Annotated in this window: 18 protein-coding genes and 1 pseudogene; 9 read left to right on the top strand and 10 right to left on the bottom strand. The window is 58.8% G+C overall.

Annotation, left to right across the window (positions count from 1 at the left end):
* Positions 1–4 precede the first annotated feature (4 nt).
* Positions 5–1,036, top strand: coding sequence for a LacI family DNA-binding transcriptional regulator (locus WA950_RS17875; RefSeq protein WP_424553070.1), 1,032 nt, complete (start codon positions 5–7; stop codon positions 1,034–1,036).
* Positions 1,037–1,310: 274 nt separating this feature from the next.
* Here WA950_RS17875 and WA950_RS17870 read toward each other — a convergent pair whose 3' ends face one another.
* The 4 genes from WA950_RS17870 to WA950_RS17855 all read right to left on the bottom strand — a co-directional run bounded on the left by WA950_RS17870 (position 1,311) and on the right by WA950_RS17855 (position 6,335).
* Positions 1,311–2,525 (bottom strand): patatin-like phospholipase family protein, encoded by a 1,215-nt coding sequence (locus WA950_RS17870; protein ID WP_424553069.1) that lies wholly within the window; start codon positions 2,523–2,525, stop codon positions 1,311–1,313.
* 86 nt (positions 2,526–2,611) lie between these two features.
* Positions 2,612–3,850 (bottom strand): MFS transporter, encoded by a 1,239-nt coding sequence (locus WA950_RS17865; RefSeq protein ID WP_424553068.1) that lies wholly within the window; start codon positions 3,848–3,850, stop codon positions 2,612–2,614.
* Positions 3,851–3,852: 2 nt separating this feature from the next.
* Positions 3,853–4,821 carry a quinone oxidoreductase family protein gene (locus WA950_RS17860; protein ID WP_424553067.1) on the bottom strand — a complete coding sequence of 323 codons (969 nt, stop codon included), beginning with the start codon at positions 4,819–4,821 and terminating at the stop codon, positions 3,853–3,855.
* A complete protein-coding gene (locus tag WA950_RS17855; RefSeq protein WP_424553066.1) occupies positions 4,818–6,335 on the bottom strand; it encodes an FAD-dependent oxidoreductase in 1,518 nt (505 codons plus the stop codon). The genes WA950_RS17860 and WA950_RS17855 overlap by 4 nt, the downstream gene beginning before the upstream one ends.
* Before the next feature lie 46 nt (positions 6,336–6,381).
* Here WA950_RS17855 and WA950_RS17850 point away from each other — a divergent pair, with 46 nt between their 5' ends.
* Both WA950_RS17850 and WA950_RS17845 read left to right on the top strand, forming a co-directional pair.
* Entirely contained in the window at positions 6,382–6,903 is a 522-nt protein-coding gene (locus WA950_RS17850) for a MarR family winged helix-turn-helix transcriptional regulator (RefSeq protein WP_424553065.1), read from the top strand.
* Positions 6,858–6,998: pseudogene (locus WA950_RS17845) on the top strand (GntR family transcriptional regulator); the annotation flags it as partial. The gene WA950_RS17850 and the pseudogene WA950_RS17845, both read left to right, overlap by 46 nt.
* Positions 6,999–7,058: 60 nt before the next feature.
* Here the strand turns inward: WA950_RS17845 and WA950_RS17840 are convergent.
* Positions 7,059–7,202 (bottom strand): hypothetical protein, encoded by a 144-nt coding sequence (locus tag WA950_RS17840; RefSeq protein WP_424553064.1) that lies wholly within the window; start codon positions 7,200–7,202, stop codon positions 7,059–7,061.
* A gap of 187 nt (positions 7,203–7,389) precedes the next feature.
* Here WA950_RS17840 and WA950_RS17835 point away from each other — a divergent pair, with 187 nt between their 5' ends.
* The gene (locus WA950_RS17835) at positions 7,390–8,301 is read left to right on the top strand and encodes a GNAT family N-acetyltransferase (RefSeq protein ID WP_424553063.1); all 912 of its coding nucleotides are present in this window, start codon (positions 7,390–7,392) and stop codon (positions 8,299–8,301) included.
* 243 nt (positions 8,302–8,544) lie between these two features.
* Here WA950_RS17835 and WA950_RS17830 read toward each other — a convergent pair whose 3' ends face one another.
* On the bottom strand, positions 8,545–8,904 hold the full coding sequence (locus WA950_RS17830; RefSeq protein WP_424553062.1) for an HAD-IIB family hydrolase: 360 nt from the start codon (positions 8,902–8,904) through the stop codon (positions 8,545–8,547).
* Between the two features lie 442 nt (positions 8,905–9,346).
* Between WA950_RS17830 and WA950_RS17825 the strand changes: the two genes are divergently transcribed.
* Positions 9,347–10,732: an enoyl ACP reductase FabMG family protein gene (locus WA950_RS17825; RefSeq protein ID WP_424553061.1), complete on the top strand. Its 1,386-nt coding sequence runs from the start codon at positions 9,347–9,349 to the stop codon at positions 10,730–10,732.
* Positions 10,733–10,976: 244 nt separating this feature from the next.
* On the opposite strand, the gene WA950_RS17820 is transcribed toward WA950_RS17825, so the two are convergent.
* Positions 10,977–11,537 (bottom strand): hypothetical protein, encoded by a 561-nt coding sequence (locus tag WA950_RS17820; RefSeq protein ID WP_424553060.1) that lies wholly within the window; start codon positions 11,535–11,537, stop codon positions 10,977–10,979.
* 166 nt (positions 11,538–11,703) lie between these two features.
* Positions 11,704–12,411 (bottom strand): DUF6683 family protein, encoded by a 708-nt coding sequence (locus WA950_RS17815; RefSeq protein ID WP_424553059.1) that lies wholly within the window; start codon positions 12,409–12,411, stop codon positions 11,704–11,706.
* Between the two features lie 311 nt (positions 12,412–12,722).
* On the opposite strand from WA950_RS17815, the gene WA950_RS17810 reads away from it, so the two are divergent.
* A complete protein-coding gene (locus WA950_RS17810; RefSeq protein ID WP_424553058.1) occupies positions 12,723–13,118 on the top strand; it encodes a VOC family protein in 396 nt (131 codons plus the stop codon).
* Here the strand turns inward: WA950_RS17810 and WA950_RS17805 are convergent.
* Entirely contained in the window at positions 13,070–13,420 is a 351-nt protein-coding gene (locus tag WA950_RS17805) for a helix-turn-helix domain-containing protein (protein WP_424553057.1), read from the bottom strand. The genes WA950_RS17810 and WA950_RS17805 overlap by 49 nt on opposite strands.
* A gap of 623 nt (positions 13,421–14,043) precedes the next feature.
* Entirely contained in the window at positions 14,044–15,237 is a 1,194-nt protein-coding gene (locus WA950_RS17800) for an ROK family protein (protein ID WP_424553056.1), read from the bottom strand.
* A gap of 208 nt (positions 15,238–15,445) precedes the next feature.
* On the opposite strand from WA950_RS17800, the gene WA950_RS17795 reads away from it, so the two are divergent.
* The 3 genes from WA950_RS17795 to WA950_RS17785 all read left to right on the top strand — a co-directional run bounded on the left by WA950_RS17795 (position 15,446) and on the right by WA950_RS17785 (position 18,487).
* Complete coding sequence (locus WA950_RS17795) at positions 15,446–16,684, top strand: extracellular solute-binding protein (protein ID WP_424553055.1); 1,239 nt, start codon at positions 15,446–15,448, stop codon at positions 16,682–16,684.
* Between the two features lie 73 nt (positions 16,685–16,757).
* Positions 16,758–17,642, top strand: a complete 885-nt coding sequence (locus WA950_RS17790) for a carbohydrate ABC transporter permease (protein WP_424553054.1) — start codon at positions 16,758–16,760, stop codon at positions 17,640–17,642.
* Complete coding sequence (locus WA950_RS17785) at positions 17,642–18,487, top strand: carbohydrate ABC transporter permease (RefSeq protein WP_424553053.1); 846 nt, start codon at positions 17,642–17,644, stop codon at positions 18,485–18,487. The genes WA950_RS17790 and WA950_RS17785 overlap by 1 nt, the downstream gene beginning before the upstream one ends.
* The last annotated feature ends 1 nt before the right edge of the window (position 18,488 follow it).

The following is an 18,488-nucleotide window of genomic DNA, read 5'->3' as shown; positions in this document are numbered from 1 at the left end:
TCGAATGAACAACGAAAAGGAAAAGACAGGCATCCGGGCGGTTGCAAAACTATCCGGCGTCTCGACAGCCACCGTCTCGCGCGCCCTCAACAATCCGCACAGCGTGAGCGAAGATCTTCGCTCACGCATCCAGCGCGTGATCGACGAGACCGGTTACGTGCCGCACGGGATGGCACGAGCCTTGTCCAGCAACAGGACCCGCACGATCGGCGCCATCATCCCGACCATCGACAACGCCATGTTCGCCCGCGGGATCGAGTCGCTGCAAAAGTTCCTCTCCTCCCGCGGCTACATGCTCATCCTCTCGACGAATGGCTATGATATCGACGTGGAACTGGAGCAGGCGCGCAACCTCCTCAGTCGCGGCGTCGATGGCCTGATCCTGCGCGGCGACTGTCACCATCAGGCTCTTCGCGACCTTCTGGCCGCCCGCGACGTACCGTTCATCAATGTCGGCATCTACAATCCGAACCAGCCGCATGCGAGCATCGGCGTCGACAACGAGGCGGCCGCACACCGCGCCATGATGCATCTCATCGAGATCGGCCACCGCCGCATCGGCGTGGTCGGCGCCCTCCAACGCAACAATGACCGCGCCAGCGCACGAATGCGCGGGTTCCGGCGCGCGCTCGCCGAAAACGGGCTGGACCTACCGGAAGCGTGGCACATCGAGGTTCGCTACACGCTCGATGACGCCCGGGAAGCCGCGCGGCAGCTCCTGACCGGTCGGAACGTTCCGACGGCTATCGCATGCGGCAACGACGTCCTCGCCTATGGCGTCATGCTGGAAGCGGAGCGAAAGGGCCTGAAGGTTCCGTCAGACCTCTCCGTCGTCGGGTTCGACGACCTGGAGTGGAGCCGTCATCTGCGCCCAGCATTGACAACCCTTCATGTTCCGACGGACCTGACCTGGAAAGGGGCCGGCGAATACATTCTCGCCCGCCTCGATGGCCACAAGGTACCCACACACTACGAAGTTGACTATGCACTGGTGATCCGGGAATCTACAGCACCACCAGCCAGCAATGAACAATAGGCTTTACTTGGGCGGTGAATTCACAAAATACTCTGTGCGTCTCAATGGGTGTTACCGCGATCAACGATTCGCTGCACCATCGAACTGGCTTCACCACTCCTGCCCCGAAAGCGCATATCGAACTTCTTAAATGGACCAGCACGATGCGCTCCTCTGGTCGTTTCAGGGTACCTTTGCCCCTTGGCACGCTGCTCGGCGCTGGCGCCTCTGCCTTTTCGACCCAGCCGACCTTGCAGCGTAGAGCTGCGAGGCAGCCCGCTCCATCAAGTCAAGGTCAATGCGTCAACCTCCGATCCGAGGCCCTGAAAACAGGGCGCTTGGCCCACAGACGCCGATCCAGGGTCTTCTCGTAGCCAAGGCGATACACCGAGCGCATGTAGTCAGCGCTTAGCGGATCCAGCATGGAGTATGGAACCTGTTCATCGATCGATGCGATATCGAGGTCCATGCCCGCTCGTTGCGCGAAATTATACAGCGCGATAAGGCCGTGTTTCGATTGTGATTTCAAAAGTATGCCGTAGGCCCTACCCATGATCGGCAAGGCCCGCTCACGTGACATGGAGAACTCAGGAATGAGGGCGTTGTTTACGATCACATAGATATGCAGGCTCTGGCCTCTCGCACGATCATTATTTGCAACGAGCAATTGTTCAGGCACGGTAAAGAACTGCGCGGAGCTGCCCCCATCTGAATGCAGTTCCTCAATCTGTTTTCCATCGACCACTGCTCTTATCGATACAGGTGGAAGAATACCGGGCACACTTGCCGATGCGATCAATACTTGCCGAACCAGCGAAAGAGCATCCGGCCTACGGCTGTCAGCAATCGCTCCGATGTTCCAGATGACGGCCCGCTGGGTATCGAGATTTGTCGTCATCACCAGGAGCCGGCGACCGGCGCGATGCTCGGCTGCGATACGACCTAGTATTTCACTCGTGATGGACTGCTCCACGCTGCCGCGCAGAGCATTTCCCTTGAGAAGGCCTGGAGAGAAGATACCGGCTCCCTTCCATTCGATATCGATGAGGCCCTTTGTCTCTCCCGATAAATAGAGTCGTCGGAGTTGGTCATCATAATCAGAACCAAGGAATGCAAAGGGCGCTATCAGGGCTCCCGTACTCACTCCCGTCACCACCTCGAACCGCGGACGGGTTCCAAGTTCACTCCAGGCGGACAATATGCCCACTGCAAATGCTCCACCTGCGCCACCCCCGGAAATGGCAAGCATTGTGGCGTTATCTTTCACAATGACCGGTTTCCAGGGGTCATTGATTGATGCGGAAGGTCGGGGATCATCCACGTGCGCCCGGATATTCTCAAATCCGGCAATCTGCGCGCGACGCGCTTCAGTTGCATTGTATGTAGGGCGCTCCGGTGCCACGCAGCCACTTGAAATGGCCAGAACCATAATCAGGATGCCGGCGAGCGCGCCTCCAAAAGGTGTCTTCGCGAAGTTTCGCTGAGTTTCCGCTCGCGCAGAGAGCTTCATCCATATGACTCCATGAGATATCGGGAACCGGAGCCATCATCACGCTGGCAATCCGGAGTGTCTCGGCTGTCAAACGGCGGCTTTGTTTAGGATTTCTGCGTTTCCGGATCAGTTGAGGGTAGTCTCATGATCGCCAATACCGCGCCTATGGTAGCGACCACGATCGCCACACCGATCCAGACGCCATAGAGTTTATGACCCAGAATGAATCCGCCAATCAGAGGGGAGACGATATCTGTCAGGGCGCCAAGAGATTGCGCGGATCCCATGACGACGCCCTGACGGTTTCCCGGCACATGGACGGATAGAGCCGCAAGGTAAGTCGGTTTTGCCATCGCGTCGCCTGTGCTCACGCAAAGTACCGCCAATGCGAGAAGTGGGATGGTTGTCGCGAGGCTCGCGATGAGAAAGCCGGTGCAGATCAATCCAAAAATCAAGACAATCAACTGACGTTCGGAAAATCGCCGGCCAAGCCAGCCCAAGAGGAAGAGCTGCACCAGAATGTTGATTACGCCATCGGCAGCGACGATGTAGCTGAGGTGCTGTGGGCCGAAAGCCTGTCCGTTCCAGATGAATGTCTCCGCGAGGAAGACCGGCATTTGCGAGCTGTAGATGCCGTATGCCAGGAAATGGCATGTCATCACGATGATAAGGATCCGGATGAGCGGCGATGAAACGATGGCGCGAAACGAGATTTTCTCACGTTCGTATGATCCGGAATGCGGTGTTGAAACCTGGTCGGCCTTCAACGCAAACAGAGTAAGGGCCATCGCAACGATTGAGAGGAAAAAGGCTGCAAAGATCGGCAACGTTAGCGAAGTATCTGAAAGAGATCCGGACAAGCCAGCGCCGGCAATTCCGCCTAAACCGACACCACCCGTCAGGAAACCAATTGCCTGCCTGCGATCCTCAGGTGCAGTGTGGTCAGCAACATAACCTGCTGCCGCTGAGAAATTGCCGCCCGTCAGACCAAAGAGCACACGAGCTACTATCACCATGAACACATTTGGCGCGACCGCCAGCAGGAAAAGACTTCCTGCGGCCATCGCCTGGCTTGCAAGCAGAACCCGCTTCCTGCCGAAGCGATCCGACAACTGGCCAAGGGTGGGTGCGGCAACAAAATGAGTGAACGCCTCCGTAGCCAGAACGAGGCCGAAGATCAGCGGGGTTGCCCCCATGTCTCGGAGGTAGAAAGGCAGGATAGGCAGCACCGAAGCCATTCCGGCAGAATAAATGCAAACGACCAGGAAGAGTGGCACCACGATGCGCCAGTTCCGACGCAAGGCCTCACGGGAAGCCGGTTTCGAGTAGGCAGCTTCAGCCATCTTCACATTGCTCCCTGGCTGAGGTCGAAAACAATTCGCGAGGTGCTATCGTTCTTCGGCCATGCAGCATCAAAGTCAGCGAACCGGACCTTCCTGAAACTGATATCCAGATTGGCCGGCATTGTAGCTCGCAACACTTCGCCTGTGATTTCGATGAGCCTGCCTGCAGACACGCTACTGTTCCCGCTGCCCATCAATTCGATTGTTGACGCCCGTAGTACAGCGCTTGGCAGTGAAATTTCCGAACCAGAGATAGAGCCCACCTGAACAAAGCGCATTGGGGATACGCCGGAGCCAGCTTTGGCAGCGGCAATCAGGAGGCGCTCGGCACTCCTGCCCCAGAGGTAGTCGATGACGATATCGACGCCTTCGGCAAACTCCTTCATCAAGCGTTTGTCGAGAATTTCCGGTTCGGCCCCAAGCGAGATGATTTCGTCTGCGCCGCTCTGTCTTATCTCTTCAAGCGCGATGGGGTTTCTGCCCGTTGCCAGGACCTTCCCGGCGCCAAGCCATTTCGCGATCTGCACCGCGAGGCGGCCGGAGGTGCCAGTAGCCCCGTTGATCAAGACGGTTTCCCCTCTTTGCAGACGGGCGCGTTCTGTCAACGCCGCCCAGGACGACATTCCCGGATTAGCGATGGCTGCCGCAGTAAAATCATCGAGGTCGTCCGGGAGGGGTATGCAAAGGCGGGCATCTGCAACCGCAAACTCCGCCATACTGCCAAAGGGCGAACGGGGAAGCGCAAAATACACGCGACTGCCGTCATCGAGCCTGCCCACGCCATCAACACCGACAACAAACGGAAACTCGTCATTTGCGCTGTAGTGGACCCCGGAAGCGCGAGCCTTGGTGACGTGGCTGATTGCTGCGGTGGCAACCTTGATCCGCTGCTCACCGCCCAGCGGAACAGGAAGACCCATCTCGCCTAGGGTTGGCGCAACACCCATCGCTGACACGATTGCTGCTCTCATTTGCAATCTCCGTTGACAGGAAGCAAACCTACCTCTGCTAGATACACTTCGATCTCGTGAGTTCGATCGGCGTCAAAGATTGCGCCGACATACCCATCCGGGCGGATCAGGATGCTGTCGCCAGATTTCAGCGCATATGCGTCTTTGAAATACCCCCACTCGTCAGAGAATTCCCCGTGAGACCCAATCCGGTGGGTATGCAGGCCTTCGCGCAGCTCAAATGCTTGCTGCCCGGCCTCGTATACCAGCAAAGTCCAATGGACGCCCTTGAACAGACTGAAAAGACGTACAGCTTGCCCTCCTGCGCCTCGCAATGGCGCATCGGGAGCGCGGTCGCCAGCGGAGAGGCGACCACGGGCCCCGGTGCAGTTTAGAGAGAGCGGTGACAGCGGATAGCCAATGTCGAGTTGGCGCACTTCACGACCGCGCCGCATTTCCCCTTCCTTCTGGGCACCCAACAACTTGGTTGCAAGTCCAAGCATGGCGCCGGCAACAGGGCGCCGTTCTTCCTCGTAGCTGTATAGCAACCGATCAGAGGCGCCACGCACAACCGCGGCAAGCTTCCATCCGAGATTGTAGGCATCCTGCACGCTGGTATTCAGGCCCTGTCCTCCCGTCGGTGGGTGGACATGGGCGGCATCGCCGACCAGAAAGATGCGCCCCAACCGATAGCTCTCGGCAAGACGGGCATTCATCTCGTAGTCTGACGCCCAACTAACGGTGCGGACAATGACGTCGTTCCGGCCCGTTCGGTCGGCTAGGAACTTCGTCAGTCCGAAAGCGGAGAGATTGACGAAGGCGTCTTTTGCGACCGGCCCCTGGATCTGGAACAGATCCGTGCCGACGAGCGGACCGATCCATACTTGCCGGCTCATGTCACCGCCTCTGGCGAAGCGATGGGCGACCTCACCCGAAAGCCCTGAGAGCGTGACATCTGCGACGATTGCACGAGCATCAAGCGTCGTGCCTGGAAAACCGACCCCGAGAGAACGTCTAACAAAGCTTTTCCCGCCGTCGGCACCGATCAGCCAGCGTACCCGCACGATCTCTTCGCCCTCGTTGTGAGCAATACGTGCGGTCACCCCATCTCTGTCCTGCTCGAAGCCCTTCAATTCACGTCCGAATTCAGCCAGGCCGCCCAGTTCGGCCAAGCGCGATCGCAAGATGCGTTCGGTTACGAACTGTGGCACCATGAGCGCCAGATGGTATGGCTCCGCCGGCGTGGACTGAATAATCTCCGCCATATCAGCATCAGTGTGGCTTCCGTCATCGCGATAGGTCCGTTGGCGTGGGTAGATGCCACCGGCTGCCACCGCCTTGTCCAAAATACCGAGGTCCTCGAAGATTTCCTGTGTTCTGGGCTGAATCCCCTTGCCGCGTGACCCGTGGAAGGGCGTTTCCAACCGGTCAATCAATCGGAAGGAGATACCGCGCCGCGCAAGCTCGATGGCGAGCGTCAGGCCAGCCGCCCCCGCTCCGCAGATGAGTGCATCTGCAGTGAAATCATTTGTCATTTCCGCCTCCGTGTGTGTATTATGCACATAATAGGAGAGGGGCTCGATGTCAAACAATAATGTGCAAAATACACACAACTCCCTAATGATGAGAGATCTGCATGGAGCATTGATCGATATTGTCAGCGCGATGAACCGGCCGCAGCGGGACGACGAACTGGTACGGGAGGCGGGGATTTCGCTGGATCGCGCCCTGTTTCGGCTCCTTGTCGCTGTCGAGCGACTGGGGCCCATCGGCGTCGTTGAACTCGCCGAGCGGATCGGGCTGGACTATACAACCGTCAGCCGCCAAGTCGCCAAGCTTGACAGTCTGGGTCTTGTCACCCGCCAGGGCAGCGCTGCCGACCGCCGGGTTCGCGAAGCGGTTATCACGACCGACGGAAAGCTCATGACGGACAAGCTCGATGCAGCCCGTGAGCGGATGAGCCGGGCGATCTTCGAGACATGGGACGAAAGGGACATTGCCGACCTGGTGCGATTGATGCGCCGCTTTGCCGATGCATTCAGCCCCGATAGAAATGAGGGCCTGAAAAATGGGCCGCAGCCGTGTCCGAGCACGAAGAGATGATCGTTGCACTCAAAACCCGCAACAGGCAGGCGCTCTCCGAAGTGCTCGGCCGTCACCTCTCGAACGCTTGGGAACGCGTGCGTAGCGCGCTCTGACTTAGGTGAGAGCGGCGGTGCAAAATCCACCCACGGCATGGAGCGCGGGAGGCAGGGATTTCACTGGACCGTGCTCTGTTTCAGTGCATGCCCGATCTGGTGGCCACGCCCGGCGTTGACGCGGGCCGGCTTGCGGCGCTGGAGCTCCTGAAGGGGCTCTGAAAACGCTTCGCCGTGGAAAAACGCAACCATATCGGTCATCATCGGCCCTGTGGCATCTCCGTCGCGGAAGGATACCGGCTGATGCGGTACGCATGCAGGGCGCTTCTCCGCTGGCCTTCATGCCTGAATCTTTGCTAGGGTGTGCTTTCCAATATTCAACACTGACCCGAAAGAACCAGCACGGCAGCGACCGTGACAGGCTTTCATTCTTGCGACCAAGGTGGCGAAGATGAACAAGCCTTTTGTTTCGTTGCGTCCGGAAATTACTCGGACACACGCACTGATCCTGATGGATTGGCTAGAAGATGAACGCGTCACCCGCTATCTGAGCGATTCGCACAGTGTGTCTCGGTTCATCGAACAGGCCGTCAATCGAGCCCAGATGCCGATCCTGACACATCTGTTCAATCAAGGCGGCCGCTTCTTTATGGCCTACGACCGAAACGATACCCCTGTCGGCTTCGTCCGTCTGGTCAAGACAGGCGCCGAGTGTGAAATAGTCCTGGTCATCGGAGACCATGACAACTGGGGGCGCGGACTTGGCGCCAGCACCATTCGCGAAGGCATGAAGCTCGCCTTCCTCGACATGCGAGCCGAGAGCGTCATCGCCAAGATTAAGCCGAGCAACACGCGCTCGCTGAAGGGCTTTGAGCGCTGCGGCTTTCTTCTCAAGCACGCAACGCCAACGCTCAATTCCCTGTCCATGACCTCTGGCCGGTATCTCCAGCTCCTACGCGAAGGCGCCATCGCAGTTTCTGCCGAGATTTACGTCACGGAGATAGACAAAGCTCGTCTTCAGAGCCTGATTGAGTTCGAAGAAGGGGCGGCGATGGTCGAACTTGAACACGAGATCGAGAGAGCCATTGTTGTCGATCCTCAGCAGGTCGCGCGCGATGTCGTGACAATGAATTCGAAGGTCGTGCTGCAGCTGGACGACGAACAAAGGGAACTGGCTCTTGTCTATCCGGAAGAAGCCGACGAGCGCTCTGGGAAACTATCGGTCCTGTCCGATGTCGGCACCGCGATCCTGGGCTATCAGGAGGGTGATGCCATCGAGTGGATGATCGCAGATCGTACCCGGCGCATTCGAATCGAGAGGGTGATCTACCAACCGGAATCGTCCGGTGATTTTCATCTCTAGTCGCACCGTGGGAAACCCGCTTGCCGAGTTCGTCAGCCAATCTGACAATCTATGCCAGACCCGGGACTTTGGGTTGGATCTCGTCGGAAACGCTACAAATTCGGCTAGCGTCGCAAAATCAGGAGTTGCACGGCATCGTCAGCTCGCCCGAATGTTTCGCATGTTCCCGCTCCAGCCGCACTGCGTTTTCACGCCAGCTGATGGAGATGCCGGCCTGAAGCTTACCGGCTTCGCGCCGCCCCATTATGTCATGCGCCCGCGCATCAGCCAGTCCACGGCGACAGCGAGTCCGCCAGCGTCGCAGGACGGGGCGACGAAATCCGCAATGCGCTTCAGTTCATCGATGCCGGATGCGACCGTCAGCCGCATACCGGCCCATTGCAGCATTTCCAGATCGTTTTCCGCGTCACCAGCCGCGACGGTGGATGCCTGATCGGCGCCAAGATGCCGGGCGACCCACTCGACGGCGACACGCTTCGATATGTCCCGCGGCCCGATTTCGAGCAGACGCGGATGCGAGCCCGCGACGGCGAGGCTCGCGGCAAAACGCAGCCGTAATACCGCAAATCCGGTGTCGTCGTCGGGATCAGCGCGAACGCACATGATCGCCGCTCAAGGGATCGAGCGAGTCCCACATGAATGGTTTACGCTGCTGTTCGCAAAAATACCCCGTCGCCCCATCCGGAGAAAAAGCAGATGCCATTCGGGATGGTCATGCCACGGTAAAGCAGGCGTGCGCCCGCCGAGCTTAAACCACGGCACATCAGAGCGAGCACTTTCTCCTGCCAATAGCTCCAGCGAACCCCTCAGGTTGCCGAAGTTCCTATAGTGTGGCGCAATGCCAGGTCGCGCTTGAATCCCGGCGACGGACGCACCAACCGGCGCCGAGAATCGGCATGTGCCCTGGCGAAAAGCCGTCCGGCGCTCACGGTTCGATATATTCGGTCATTTTAAATGACTTCACATTCGAGGCGACTGTGTTCAGTTAGTCACCAACAACTGTCAGGACGCGTGCCCTACACCCCTTTTTTGAAGAACTGAAGACATGGAAAACCCGATCGCACTGGAATGTATCTCCGAGAACACCGTGTTCCGTAAGGGCGACGTCTTCGTTCTGTTTGGCGAACTGTTCGGACGTGGCTACGCGACCGGCCTGCTCGACCAGGCCAGGAAAGCCGGAATGCACATCGTGGGCATCACGGTCGGACGGCGTGACGAGAACAACGCGCTGCGGGCCCTTACCGACGACGAACTTGCAGAAGCAGAAGCTCGCCTGGGCGGAACGATCATCAACGTTCCCCTGATGGCTGGCTTCGATGCCGACGCGCCAGTGAACGGCCCCACCCCTACCGACCTGCTGGCCGGTATGACGCTAGAGAGCTGGGAGCATAGCAAGCTCGACTGGGATTACATCGAACGTTGCCAGGCCATCGCTACCGCACGGTTCACCACTTCGCTGTCGCAGGTCATGGCCATCCTGGACGGCATGATCGCCGACGGCCGTAATGTCTTCTTCGCCCATACGATGGCTGGTGGCATTCCCAAAGCAAAGGTCTTCCTGGTCCTGGCCAACAGAATCTACAAGGGGACGGGCGCCCGTCATATGTCGTCACAGACCCTCCTCGACAGCGACATGGGCAAGTTGATCCTTCGGAATTTCGACGAGGTCTCGGCGAATACCTTCCGTCACCTCATCGATTTCAGCGCGGCGATCCGCGAGCGCATCGAAGCGTCCGGCGGCCAAGTCAGGTATACGGCCTACGGCTACCACGGCACGGGAATCCTGATCGACGGCGAATACCGCTGGCAAACCTACACGAACTACACCCAGGGCTACGCCAAGATGCGGCTCGAGAGCATCGCCGAGGAAGCATGGTCGAAGGGCGTGATGGCGACCGTCTATAACTGCCCCGAAATCCGGACCAACTCTTCGGACGTGTTTACCGGTATTGAATTGCCACTCATACCCCTTCTGCTGGCGTTGAAGAAGGAAGACGGCGGACGATGGGCCGCCGAACAGTGGCGGGCATGCGAGGCGCTTCTGGCGGACGGTTTTACGCTCGATGACGTGATCGGCAAGATCAGGGACTTGCAGGCGAGCGACGTGATGATCCCGTTTTACGATTTCTCCGCATGGCCAATGCCCAACAGCCAGGCACAGGCCGATTTGACGATCAGCACATCCCACGAAATCACCGGAATGCACCGTGACAGCAAAGTCATGATCAGCGACCTTCTGAGCGCGCTGGTGGTGGAAGCCACCGGGCAGCTGATTTTCGGCGCATCCTCCTCCCCCACCGGTCCGGTGCGGTGGCTCAACCACGATGTCGTCGCCCGCCGCCTCAATGCTACCCACGCGGAGCGCGAGACAGGGTCACGATCCGAAGCTGGGGAACCCGGTACCGCGTCGTCGAATCTGGAAGTCGCCTGACGGTGCTGTCATCCGTGCTGTCGAGTTCTTCAGCCCCGACATAGGCAAGTCCGCAACGCACGCATTTGCGAACCCGGCCTACTCGGTATTTTCGCCTCCAAATACGACATCAGCTCAATGGACAGACAGGCAGCCAAAACACGCCCTCTAACCTGAAAAGAGATCGTTGGTGCAGCCAGCGAGGTTGTTCAGGTTTTCAAACCGGGCACACTTGTCGCGATCGCTTCACGGCTGGCCAGCCTCGCTACTGAACAGCGCCCGCTTGCAATGCCTGGATAAAACTTGAACGCGCTCCCCTGGGCAGCAAAGTGGTAGCCCGCATCAACCACTCTTGAACCTCCTGATCCGGGGCAGGCTCATCCATCCCCGCACCAGCACTAAAGGAGGGAATGGCGCCAGGGTAACGTTTCAGGGCAACGGCGACGCCACCGGTGAAGAAGCCCGCGTCTTCTACCTGCGGAAACCAGATGCCACCATCCTTGTTTTCTGATCTCGCCAGTTCGGCGCGATCGGCAAGAAGACTTGCCCATTGTCGACCGAGGCGGCTGGCCTGATTGTGTGCCAACATGGCCGATGCATAACGTTGCAGGGCCTTGCGACCACCCAAACTGCTTTGCAGTTCGTTCGCGACACCACGAGGATCGGTCTCGACCATCAGCGCCAGCGCATCGAGCTTGGCCGCATCGATCTCACCGGCAGCCTCGATAAAAGCGCCTGTTGAGGTGTTGGCGGCAGCAACCGGTGGCACATGTGTTGTACAGACTGCAGCGATGGCCACAGGGATCAGCAATGCGCGCAGGATCAAGTCCGCCTCCATTTTCAAGCTACACGTCCGGCCAATCGCGCTCGACGCGTCGACACATCGCGTCACACTAGAGACCGTCGCTCAAATTGTCTTTGCCCACACGGGCCTGCCTGTCTCAAAACCAGGAAGAAGGCACCTGCAAATCCCAGGACTATTCCTGCGAACCTTATCTGGCAGCAAAACCAGCGGCTGTTAGTTCGATTGACCGAAGATTCACACCGGCTTCATTCGAAAAGCGTGCAACGGCAGCCGCACTGAGCTGGCGCAGCAGATCCTTATCCTCGGCGGTGACCGCTTGGCTGTACACGGCCTGTTGAACGAGGAAGTTCATCATCAGCACCTCCGAAAGTTCCTGCCGCTGCGCTTCACTCAATCTGGTGAACCGAGGACTGCCAACCAGCGCTGCGCGCACCTGATCCAGGACAGGCCCGGTCGAAAACTCCTGATCATGCGCCTGATTGGCGATAATCCAGTTGAGAATCCAATATCCCGCAACAGCGTCTACGGCATCGCCGGCCTTCAGACCGTCTTTTGAAACCATACTGGCCCATAACTCGACCGGGCTACGCTTGGCGAATTCCGCCTTGACGGTCGCGGCGCCTGCAGGTCCGCTGGTTTTGTGAATGAAATCAAGAAATTGACGTTCTGCCCTTTCAGTAACTCGGGGATCGCGATCATATCGAGAGCGACCTGCCTTGCCAGGTGCATCATCGTTCGCTTCCGTTTCGCCATGTGAATGCAAAGTAGCGTTCAGCAAGGTGTTGTGAAGGGTGTTCACGGCGATGTCAGCCGCCAAGCCTTGAAACGGATAATCCTGCGCAAGACCGGGCGAAGAAATGCTTAAAAGCGCAAATACAGCAAAAATTCTAATCATCAGACCCTCCACATATTACTGATATGAACCATGCCAAAAATTCGCCTAAACTGTGGCGCCCTGCAGCAGTTGGCTGCAGGCGCCAGGCTCAGGGCCTATTAATGTGTTTCCAAGCATCTTCACTGTGCTGGCCGGTGGAGACTCCAGGCCCGAGCGCATCATGATCGACCAACGCAACCCGGCACGACCGCTGCGCCCATACCTTCTTCTCACAACAAGCCCTCCCCGGCTCGTTTATTTTGTCGCGATCCTTCAAGACAGAAAACGGACGGTTCGCTACGACACTGGAATGACCGGATAGGGAGCTTTCCATGATTTTCAGGTACACTATTCTCTATGTCGATGACGTCGCGGCTTCGATCGTTTTTTACGAGCGTGCCTTTGCTCTCAACCGCAGCTTCCTTCATGGATCCGGCGACTATGGTGAGCTTGCAACCGGTGAAACGCGCTTGGCATTCTCTTCCTCCGCGCTCATGCATCAACTTGGGAAATACCCCTCCAAGGCGAACGCAAGATCACCCGTTTTCGAACTGGCATTTGAGACTGAGGATGTATCTGCCGCACTTCAGCGAGCATTGTCAGCAGGCGCCATCCTTGTGCAGGATGTGCGTGAAGAGCCCTGGGGGCAAACCACTTCCTATGTAAGCGATCCCAACGGCTACTTGGTCGAAATCTGCTCACCGGTCCAGTTGCCAAGCCCCGGCTGAGACAGAAGGTTGCAGGCGAGGACATCACGACGTATTCGCGCCGGACTCTGCTGGAACCACCTGAGGGTTTCACGAGTCATATGGGCCTGGTCACTATATCCGCAATCGCTTGCTACATCCGCCAAAGATACGTTTGATCGCAAGGCGCCAACTGCCCCCCTTGCCCGGGCGAGCAGACGCCAAAAATCCGGAGGAGGCAACCCGGCCGCTCGAAATCGCCGCTGCATTGTTCGCGCCGACACTCCAAGATTCCCACAGATCGAACGAAAGCCACTCAATGGCAGCGCATAAGCATCAATCATTTCCTGTAGTTCACACGGCAAAGCGGTAATTTCGATGAGGATGGATGGCGCCTTCTCTGGTGCGAGAGAGATTGCGCGCAATACATTACCATCAACCGTAGAGCCGGGTCGAAGTCGATAGCCGACTACTTCTGTCCCTGCCGCCAGACTGACAGTACGAGATCGAAAATCGAGTTGGGTAAGGACGGCTCTGGGCGCTTCTCCAGTTGCCCTCACCACCAGGACGTCGCGGCAACCATCGGGGTATACCGCCGTTGCGCTTCCGCCCGCGGATAGATGATACCATTTATGAAAGCCGATACATCCTGCCATTGTTCGCATGATAGCAAAGCCAAGTGCGTAGCGCGACGATGATTGATACGGGCATGGAGGTTGAAGGAGGTAAAAGCGGCGCTACCGTTCCGGTCAGAAGAGCACAGTCACGCCGACCTCGGCTGCCACCGAGGATGAAAACTTCGACGTTCGATCTTCAGATCGGTCGATCAAGAGGTCGGGATGTGCAAGCCTCCGATCCTGCTGCACTGTCCCGGTGGCGACTCCAGCCGGCCATTGTGACGAGAGCCGGGAAACTCCAGCTTCCGGCGGCCTAAAGTTTGGAGGCGACGTTTTTATTTGACATCACCTCATCCTTTGAGGAGGGCGGAAAATCGCGGATCGAAGGCACGGCTGATCGGCTCGGCCGCAGCCCCCAAAGCCACCGACCATGGATCGGTCATGCCGAGCTGCAGGCGCGGTAGCGGCCTGTCCCGCCGTTCGGCGATCGACGGCAACAGCGGCTGCATGGCCTCGATCAAACGTCTCGCCAGCATCGGCGGGGTCCCGCCGCACAGGATCACCGTTTGCGGGTCGAAGATGGTCTCGATCAAGTGCACCCCCCATCGCAAATCCTCGGCTGCCGCCTGGATCCAGGTTGCGACCTTGGGATCGTCCGAAGATGCAAGAGCGGTGACTTTTGCGTAGACGTCCATATCAGCCGGATCAATTTCCATGTGCTGGTAGAAGGATGCCAGCGAAGCGCGGTGTTCGAGCGGTGTTCGCGTACCACCCACGCCGTGCAGCAACGCCATGCCTATTTCGCCGGCATTGCCATGGGCGCCGTTGTAGAGTTCGCCGCCAAGGATAAGACCGGCGCCGATGCCATAGCCGAGGAACAGGCAGACAGCGTGGTCTAGACCATGCGCCGCACCGACCATGCGCTCCGCCGTGGCGCAGGCCGTCGCGTCATTTTGCAGCCCGACATCAAGGCCGGTGCCTGACGCCAGCATCTCAAGCAACGGGAATTTCTGCCAGGCTTCCATCATCCAGGGGTCGTCGCCCGCTCCCTCGATTCCAAACGGTCCGGGCATGGCAGCACCAAGCCCGACAAGACGCTGTTCGGATTGCGAGGCAACCCTGGCAAGATCACCGCGAACCTTGGCGATGATATCGAGGATCACCGTTATGCCTGTGGCGGGGCCGCCCGGAGGCAGGTTGACCTCCGCGCGCGTCAGGATATTGCCGACCAGATCCACCGCGATGGCGCGCGTTACGTGCCGGTCGATCTGCATGCCAATCGCAAACGCCCCTTCAGGCACCAGCCGATAGGGAGTCGAGGGCTGCCCTCGCCCCTTGCGGACGACATCTTCGGATATCACCAGGCCGTCACGCGCCAGCTCCTCGATAATGTTCGATACCGTCTGCTTGGTCAGCCGCGTCGCCCGCGCCAGATCGGCGCGCGACAACGCACCGTTGATCCGCAGAGCATCGATCATCACCCGCCTGTTATGAGCACTCGTGCCTTCGTGATTGGTGCCGCTCTTGGCCCGGATTTCTCTCATGCGCAATTCCCTCTTGACTCCAGTAGAATATTGAACACAAATAAGTCAATACATTTGACTTAATAGGAACCGAAGAGTTCCGGGGAGCCTGAGAGACGCTTTCATGCGGCTCTCGACGCAATCAGCGCATGGCGTTGTCCGTGTGCCTGTTCGACAACCGATGGCGATGCCGCCAGCGGATATGCGCAAACGTAAACGGGAGGAATCAATGTTGAAATCCATAACGAAGTCGCTGCTTGGTGCAGCGCTGGTCAGTGCCGCTTTCGTATCGCACGCTTTGGCGGAAACCAAGATCAATGCGCTGTTCATGGCGCAGGCAGCCTATAGCGAAGCCGATGTACGGGCGATGACCGAGGCCTTCACCAAGGCCAATCCCGATGTCTCGGTCAATCTCGAATTTGTTCCCTATGAAGGCCTGCACGACAAGACGGTGCTGGCCCAGGGCTCCGGCGGCGGCTACGACGTCGTGTTGTTCGACGTGATCTGGCCGGCCGAATATGCCAGCAACAACGTGCTCGTCGATGTGTCCGGAAAGATCACCGACGACATGAAGAGCGGCGTGCTGCCCGGCGCGTGGACCACGGTCCAGTATGACGGCAAATATTATGGCATGCCGTGGATTCTCGACACCAAATACCTGTTCTACAACAAGGAAATTCTCGAGAAGGCCGGCATCGCCAACCCGCCCAAGACCTGGGAAGAGCTGAACGCACAGGCCAAGATCATTCAGGACAAGGGCCTGCTCAAGACACCGATCGCCTGGAGCTGGTCGCAGGCCGAAGCCGCGATCTGCGATTACACGACCCTCGTCAGCGCCTACAAGGGTGATTTCCTCAAGGATGGCAAGCCCGACTTCCAGAATGGCGGCGGCCTCGATGCATTGAAATACATGGTTGCCAGCTACACTTCCGGCCTGACCAACCCGAATTCGAAGGAATTCCTGGAAGAAGACGTTCGCAAGGTCTTCCAGAACGGCGATGCCGCCTTCGCCCTGAACTGGACCTATATGTACAACATGGCCAACAACCCTGCGGACAGCAAGGTTGCCGGCAAGGTCGGGGTCGTTGCCGCTCCGGGCGTCGAAGGCAAGAGCGAAGTCTCCGCCGTCAACGGGTCGATGGGCCTTGGCGTTACCACGGCCAGCAAACATCCCGACGAAGCCTGGAAGTACGTCACCTTCATGACCTCGCAGGCGACGCAGAATGCCTATGCCAAGCTCAGCCTGCCGATCTGGGCCTCGTCCTACGACGATCCTGCCGTGACCCAGGGTCAGGAAGAACTGGTTGCCGCCGCCAAGCTGGGCCTGGCTGCCATGTACGCCCGCCCCACCACGCCAAAGTACCAGGAGCTTTCCACGGCCCTGCAACAGGCAATCCAGGAATCGCTTCTGGGCCAATCGACGCCGGAAGACGCGCTGAAGTCGGCTGCCGACAACAGCGGCCTCTGAGCGCGATCTAACAACCGGGCGGCGTCACGCCGCCCGGACGCTTCCCTAGCCGATGAACGAAGAAGGGCTGCCCATGTCCGGCACCTCAATGACAACGCGCGCGTGGCTTTTGATGCTGCCGCTCCTGATCGTCATGATCGCCGTCATCGGATGGCCCTTGTTCGATACCGTGCGCCTCTCCTTCACTGATGCCAAGCTTGTCGGCACCGAAGGCGATTTCGTCGGTCTGGCCAACTATGCCAAGATGCTGTCCAATTCGAATTTCCAGCGCACGCTGATCACCACCACCTGGTTTGCGGTTGTGTCGGTCACCGCGGAAATGGTGATCGGCGTCTTGGCGGCGCTCCTGCTCAATCAGAATTTTCGCGGCCGGTTTTTGCTGCGCGCCATGATGATCCTTCCCTGGGCGCTGCCCACCGTGGTCAATGCAACATTGTGGCGGCTGATCTACAATCCCGAATATGGCGCACTGAATGCCGCCCTGACCCAGATCGGCATGCTCGACGCCTATCGATCCTGGCTCGGCGAACCCGGCAGTGCGCTGATCGCATTGATCGTCGCCGATTGCTGGAAGAATTTCCCCCTCGTGGCATTGATCGCGCTGGCCGCCCTCCAGGCTGTACCGCGCGATGTCATCGCCGCGTCGCTGGTGGATGGCGCCGGTGCGTTCAACCGTTTCCGCTTCGTGATCCTGCCCTATCTCGCCGGTCCCCTGATGGTGGCGCTGGTGCTTCGCACCATCGAGGCTTTCAAAGTCTTCGACATCATCTGGGTTATGACGCGCGGTGGACCTGCCAACAGTACGCGCACGCTGTCGATCCTCGTCTATCAGGAAGCGTTTTCCTTCCAGCGGGCCGGGTCCGGCGCGTCGCTGGCCCTGATCGTCACGCTTCTGGTGGCGGTGCTGGCCCTCGGCTATTCCATATTAGTGCGAAAGACCGCGGGGAGCGCCACCTGATGGAACGTCGAAGCCCGCTGTTCACCGTCTTCATCTATCTCTCGGCGCTACTGCTTGCGGCCGTCATCCTTGCACCGGTCGCCTGGCTGTTCATCATGAGCATTTCGCCGGCTGCCGATCTCGCGGCAAAGCCGCTGCGCTGGTGGCCGCAGCAGATGGATTTTTCCCGATACCAGCTGCTGTTGTCGACGATCGAAAACAGCGCCGGCGCGGCGTTCACGGCCTCGCTGGTCAACAGCATCGTCGTTGCCGGCATGGCGACGATCGCGGCCATCGCCCTTGCCATTCCCGCCGGGTGGGCCGTGTCGCGCACGCCTTCCGTCGGTTGGTCACTGTCGATGGTGATTGCCACCTATATGCTGCCGCCGGTCGCGCTTGCCGTTCCGCTCTACATGGGTCTCGCTCATCTCGGCATGCTCAACAACGTCTTCGGGCTGGCGCTGGTTTATCTGACGATCCTCGCCCCGTTCACCACCTGGTTGATGAAATCCGGTTTCGATTCCATCCCAAAGGAGATCGAGGCGGCGGCGATGATCGATGGCGCCAACCTGTTCCAGACGCTGCGTATCATTACCTTGCCGCTGGCGGCCCCGGTGATGGCGACATCGGCCCTGTTCGCCTTCCTGCTGGCCTGGGACGAGTTCTTCTATGCGCTGCTGTTCACATCGGACCTGCGCGCCAAGACACTGACCGTCGCCATTGCCGATCTGGCAGGCGGCCGGGTTTCCGACTACGGGCTGATTGCCACCGCCGGCGTGCTTGCCGCCCTGCCGCCGGTGCTGATCGGGTTACTGACACAACGCGCCCTGATTTCGGGCCTGACCAGCGGCGGCGTCAAGGGGTGAC

Source organism: Shinella sp. (assembly GCF_049651085.1).
Classification (GTDB): domain Bacteria; phylum Pseudomonadota; class Alphaproteobacteria; order Rhizobiales; family Rhizobiaceae; genus Shinella.
Note: the sequence above shows the minus strand (reverse complement) of the source record. Positions and strands in the feature narration are given on the sequence as shown.

Coding starts and splice junctions, on each gene's coding strand:
- WA950_RS17810 (WP_424553058.1), top strand. CDS start 12,723: ATGATTTTCAGGTACACTATTCTCTATGTCGATGACGTCGCGGCTTCG.
- WA950_RS17860 (WP_424553067.1), bottom strand. CDS start 4,821: ATGAGAGCAGCAATCGTGTCAGCGATGGGTGTTGCGCCAACCCTAGGC.
- WA950_RS17800 (WP_424553056.1), bottom strand. CDS start 15,237: ATGAGAGAAATCCGGGCCAAGAGCGGCACCAATCACGAAGGCACGAGT.
- WA950_RS17825 (WP_424553061.1), top strand. CDS start 9,347: ATGGAAAACCCGATCGCACTGGAATGTATCTCCGAGAACACCGTGTTC.
- WA950_RS17790 (WP_424553054.1), top strand. CDS start 16,758: ATGTCCGGCACCTCAATGACAACGCGCGCGTGGCTTTTGATGCTGCCG.
- WA950_RS17850 (WP_424553065.1), top strand. CDS start 6,382: ATGTCAAACAATAATGTGCAAAATACACACAACTCCCTAATGATGAGA.
- WA950_RS17840 (WP_424553064.1), bottom strand. CDS start 7,202: ATGATGACCGATATGGTTGCGTTTTTCCACGGCGAAGCGTTTTCAGAG.
- WA950_RS17835 (WP_424553063.1), top strand. CDS start 7,390: ATGAACAAGCCTTTTGTTTCGTTGCGTCCGGAAATTACTCGGACACAC.
- WA950_RS17785 (WP_424553053.1), top strand. CDS start 17,642: ATGGAACGTCGAAGCCCGCTGTTCACCGTCTTCATCTATCTCTCGGCG.
- WA950_RS17875 (WP_424553070.1), top strand. CDS start 5: ATGAACAACGAAAAGGAAAAGACAGGCATCCGGGCGGTTGCAAAACTA.
- WA950_RS17805 (WP_424553057.1), bottom strand. CDS start 13,420: ATGATTGATGCTTATGCGCTGCCATTGAGTGGCTTTCGTTCGATCTGT.
- WA950_RS17795 (WP_424553055.1), top strand. CDS start 15,446: ATGTTGAAATCCATAACGAAGTCGCTGCTTGGTGCAGCGCTGGTCAGT.
- WA950_RS17830 (WP_424553062.1), bottom strand. CDS start 8,904: ATGTGCGTTCGCGCTGATCCCGACGACGACACCGGATTTGCGGTATTA.
- WA950_RS17855 (WP_424553066.1), bottom strand. CDS start 6,335: ATGACAAATGATTTCACTGCAGATGCACTCATCTGCGGAGCGGGGGCG.
- WA950_RS17870 (WP_424553069.1), bottom strand. CDS start 2,525: ATGAAGCTCTCTGCGCGAGCGGAAACTCAGCGAAACTTCGCGAAGACA.
- WA950_RS17815 (WP_424553059.1), bottom strand. CDS start 12,411: ATGATTAGAATTTTTGCTGTATTTGCGCTTTTAAGCATTTCTTCGCCC.
- WA950_RS17865 (WP_424553068.1), bottom strand. CDS start 3,850: ATGGCTGAAGCTGCCTACTCGAAACCGGCTTCCCGTGAGGCCTTGCGT.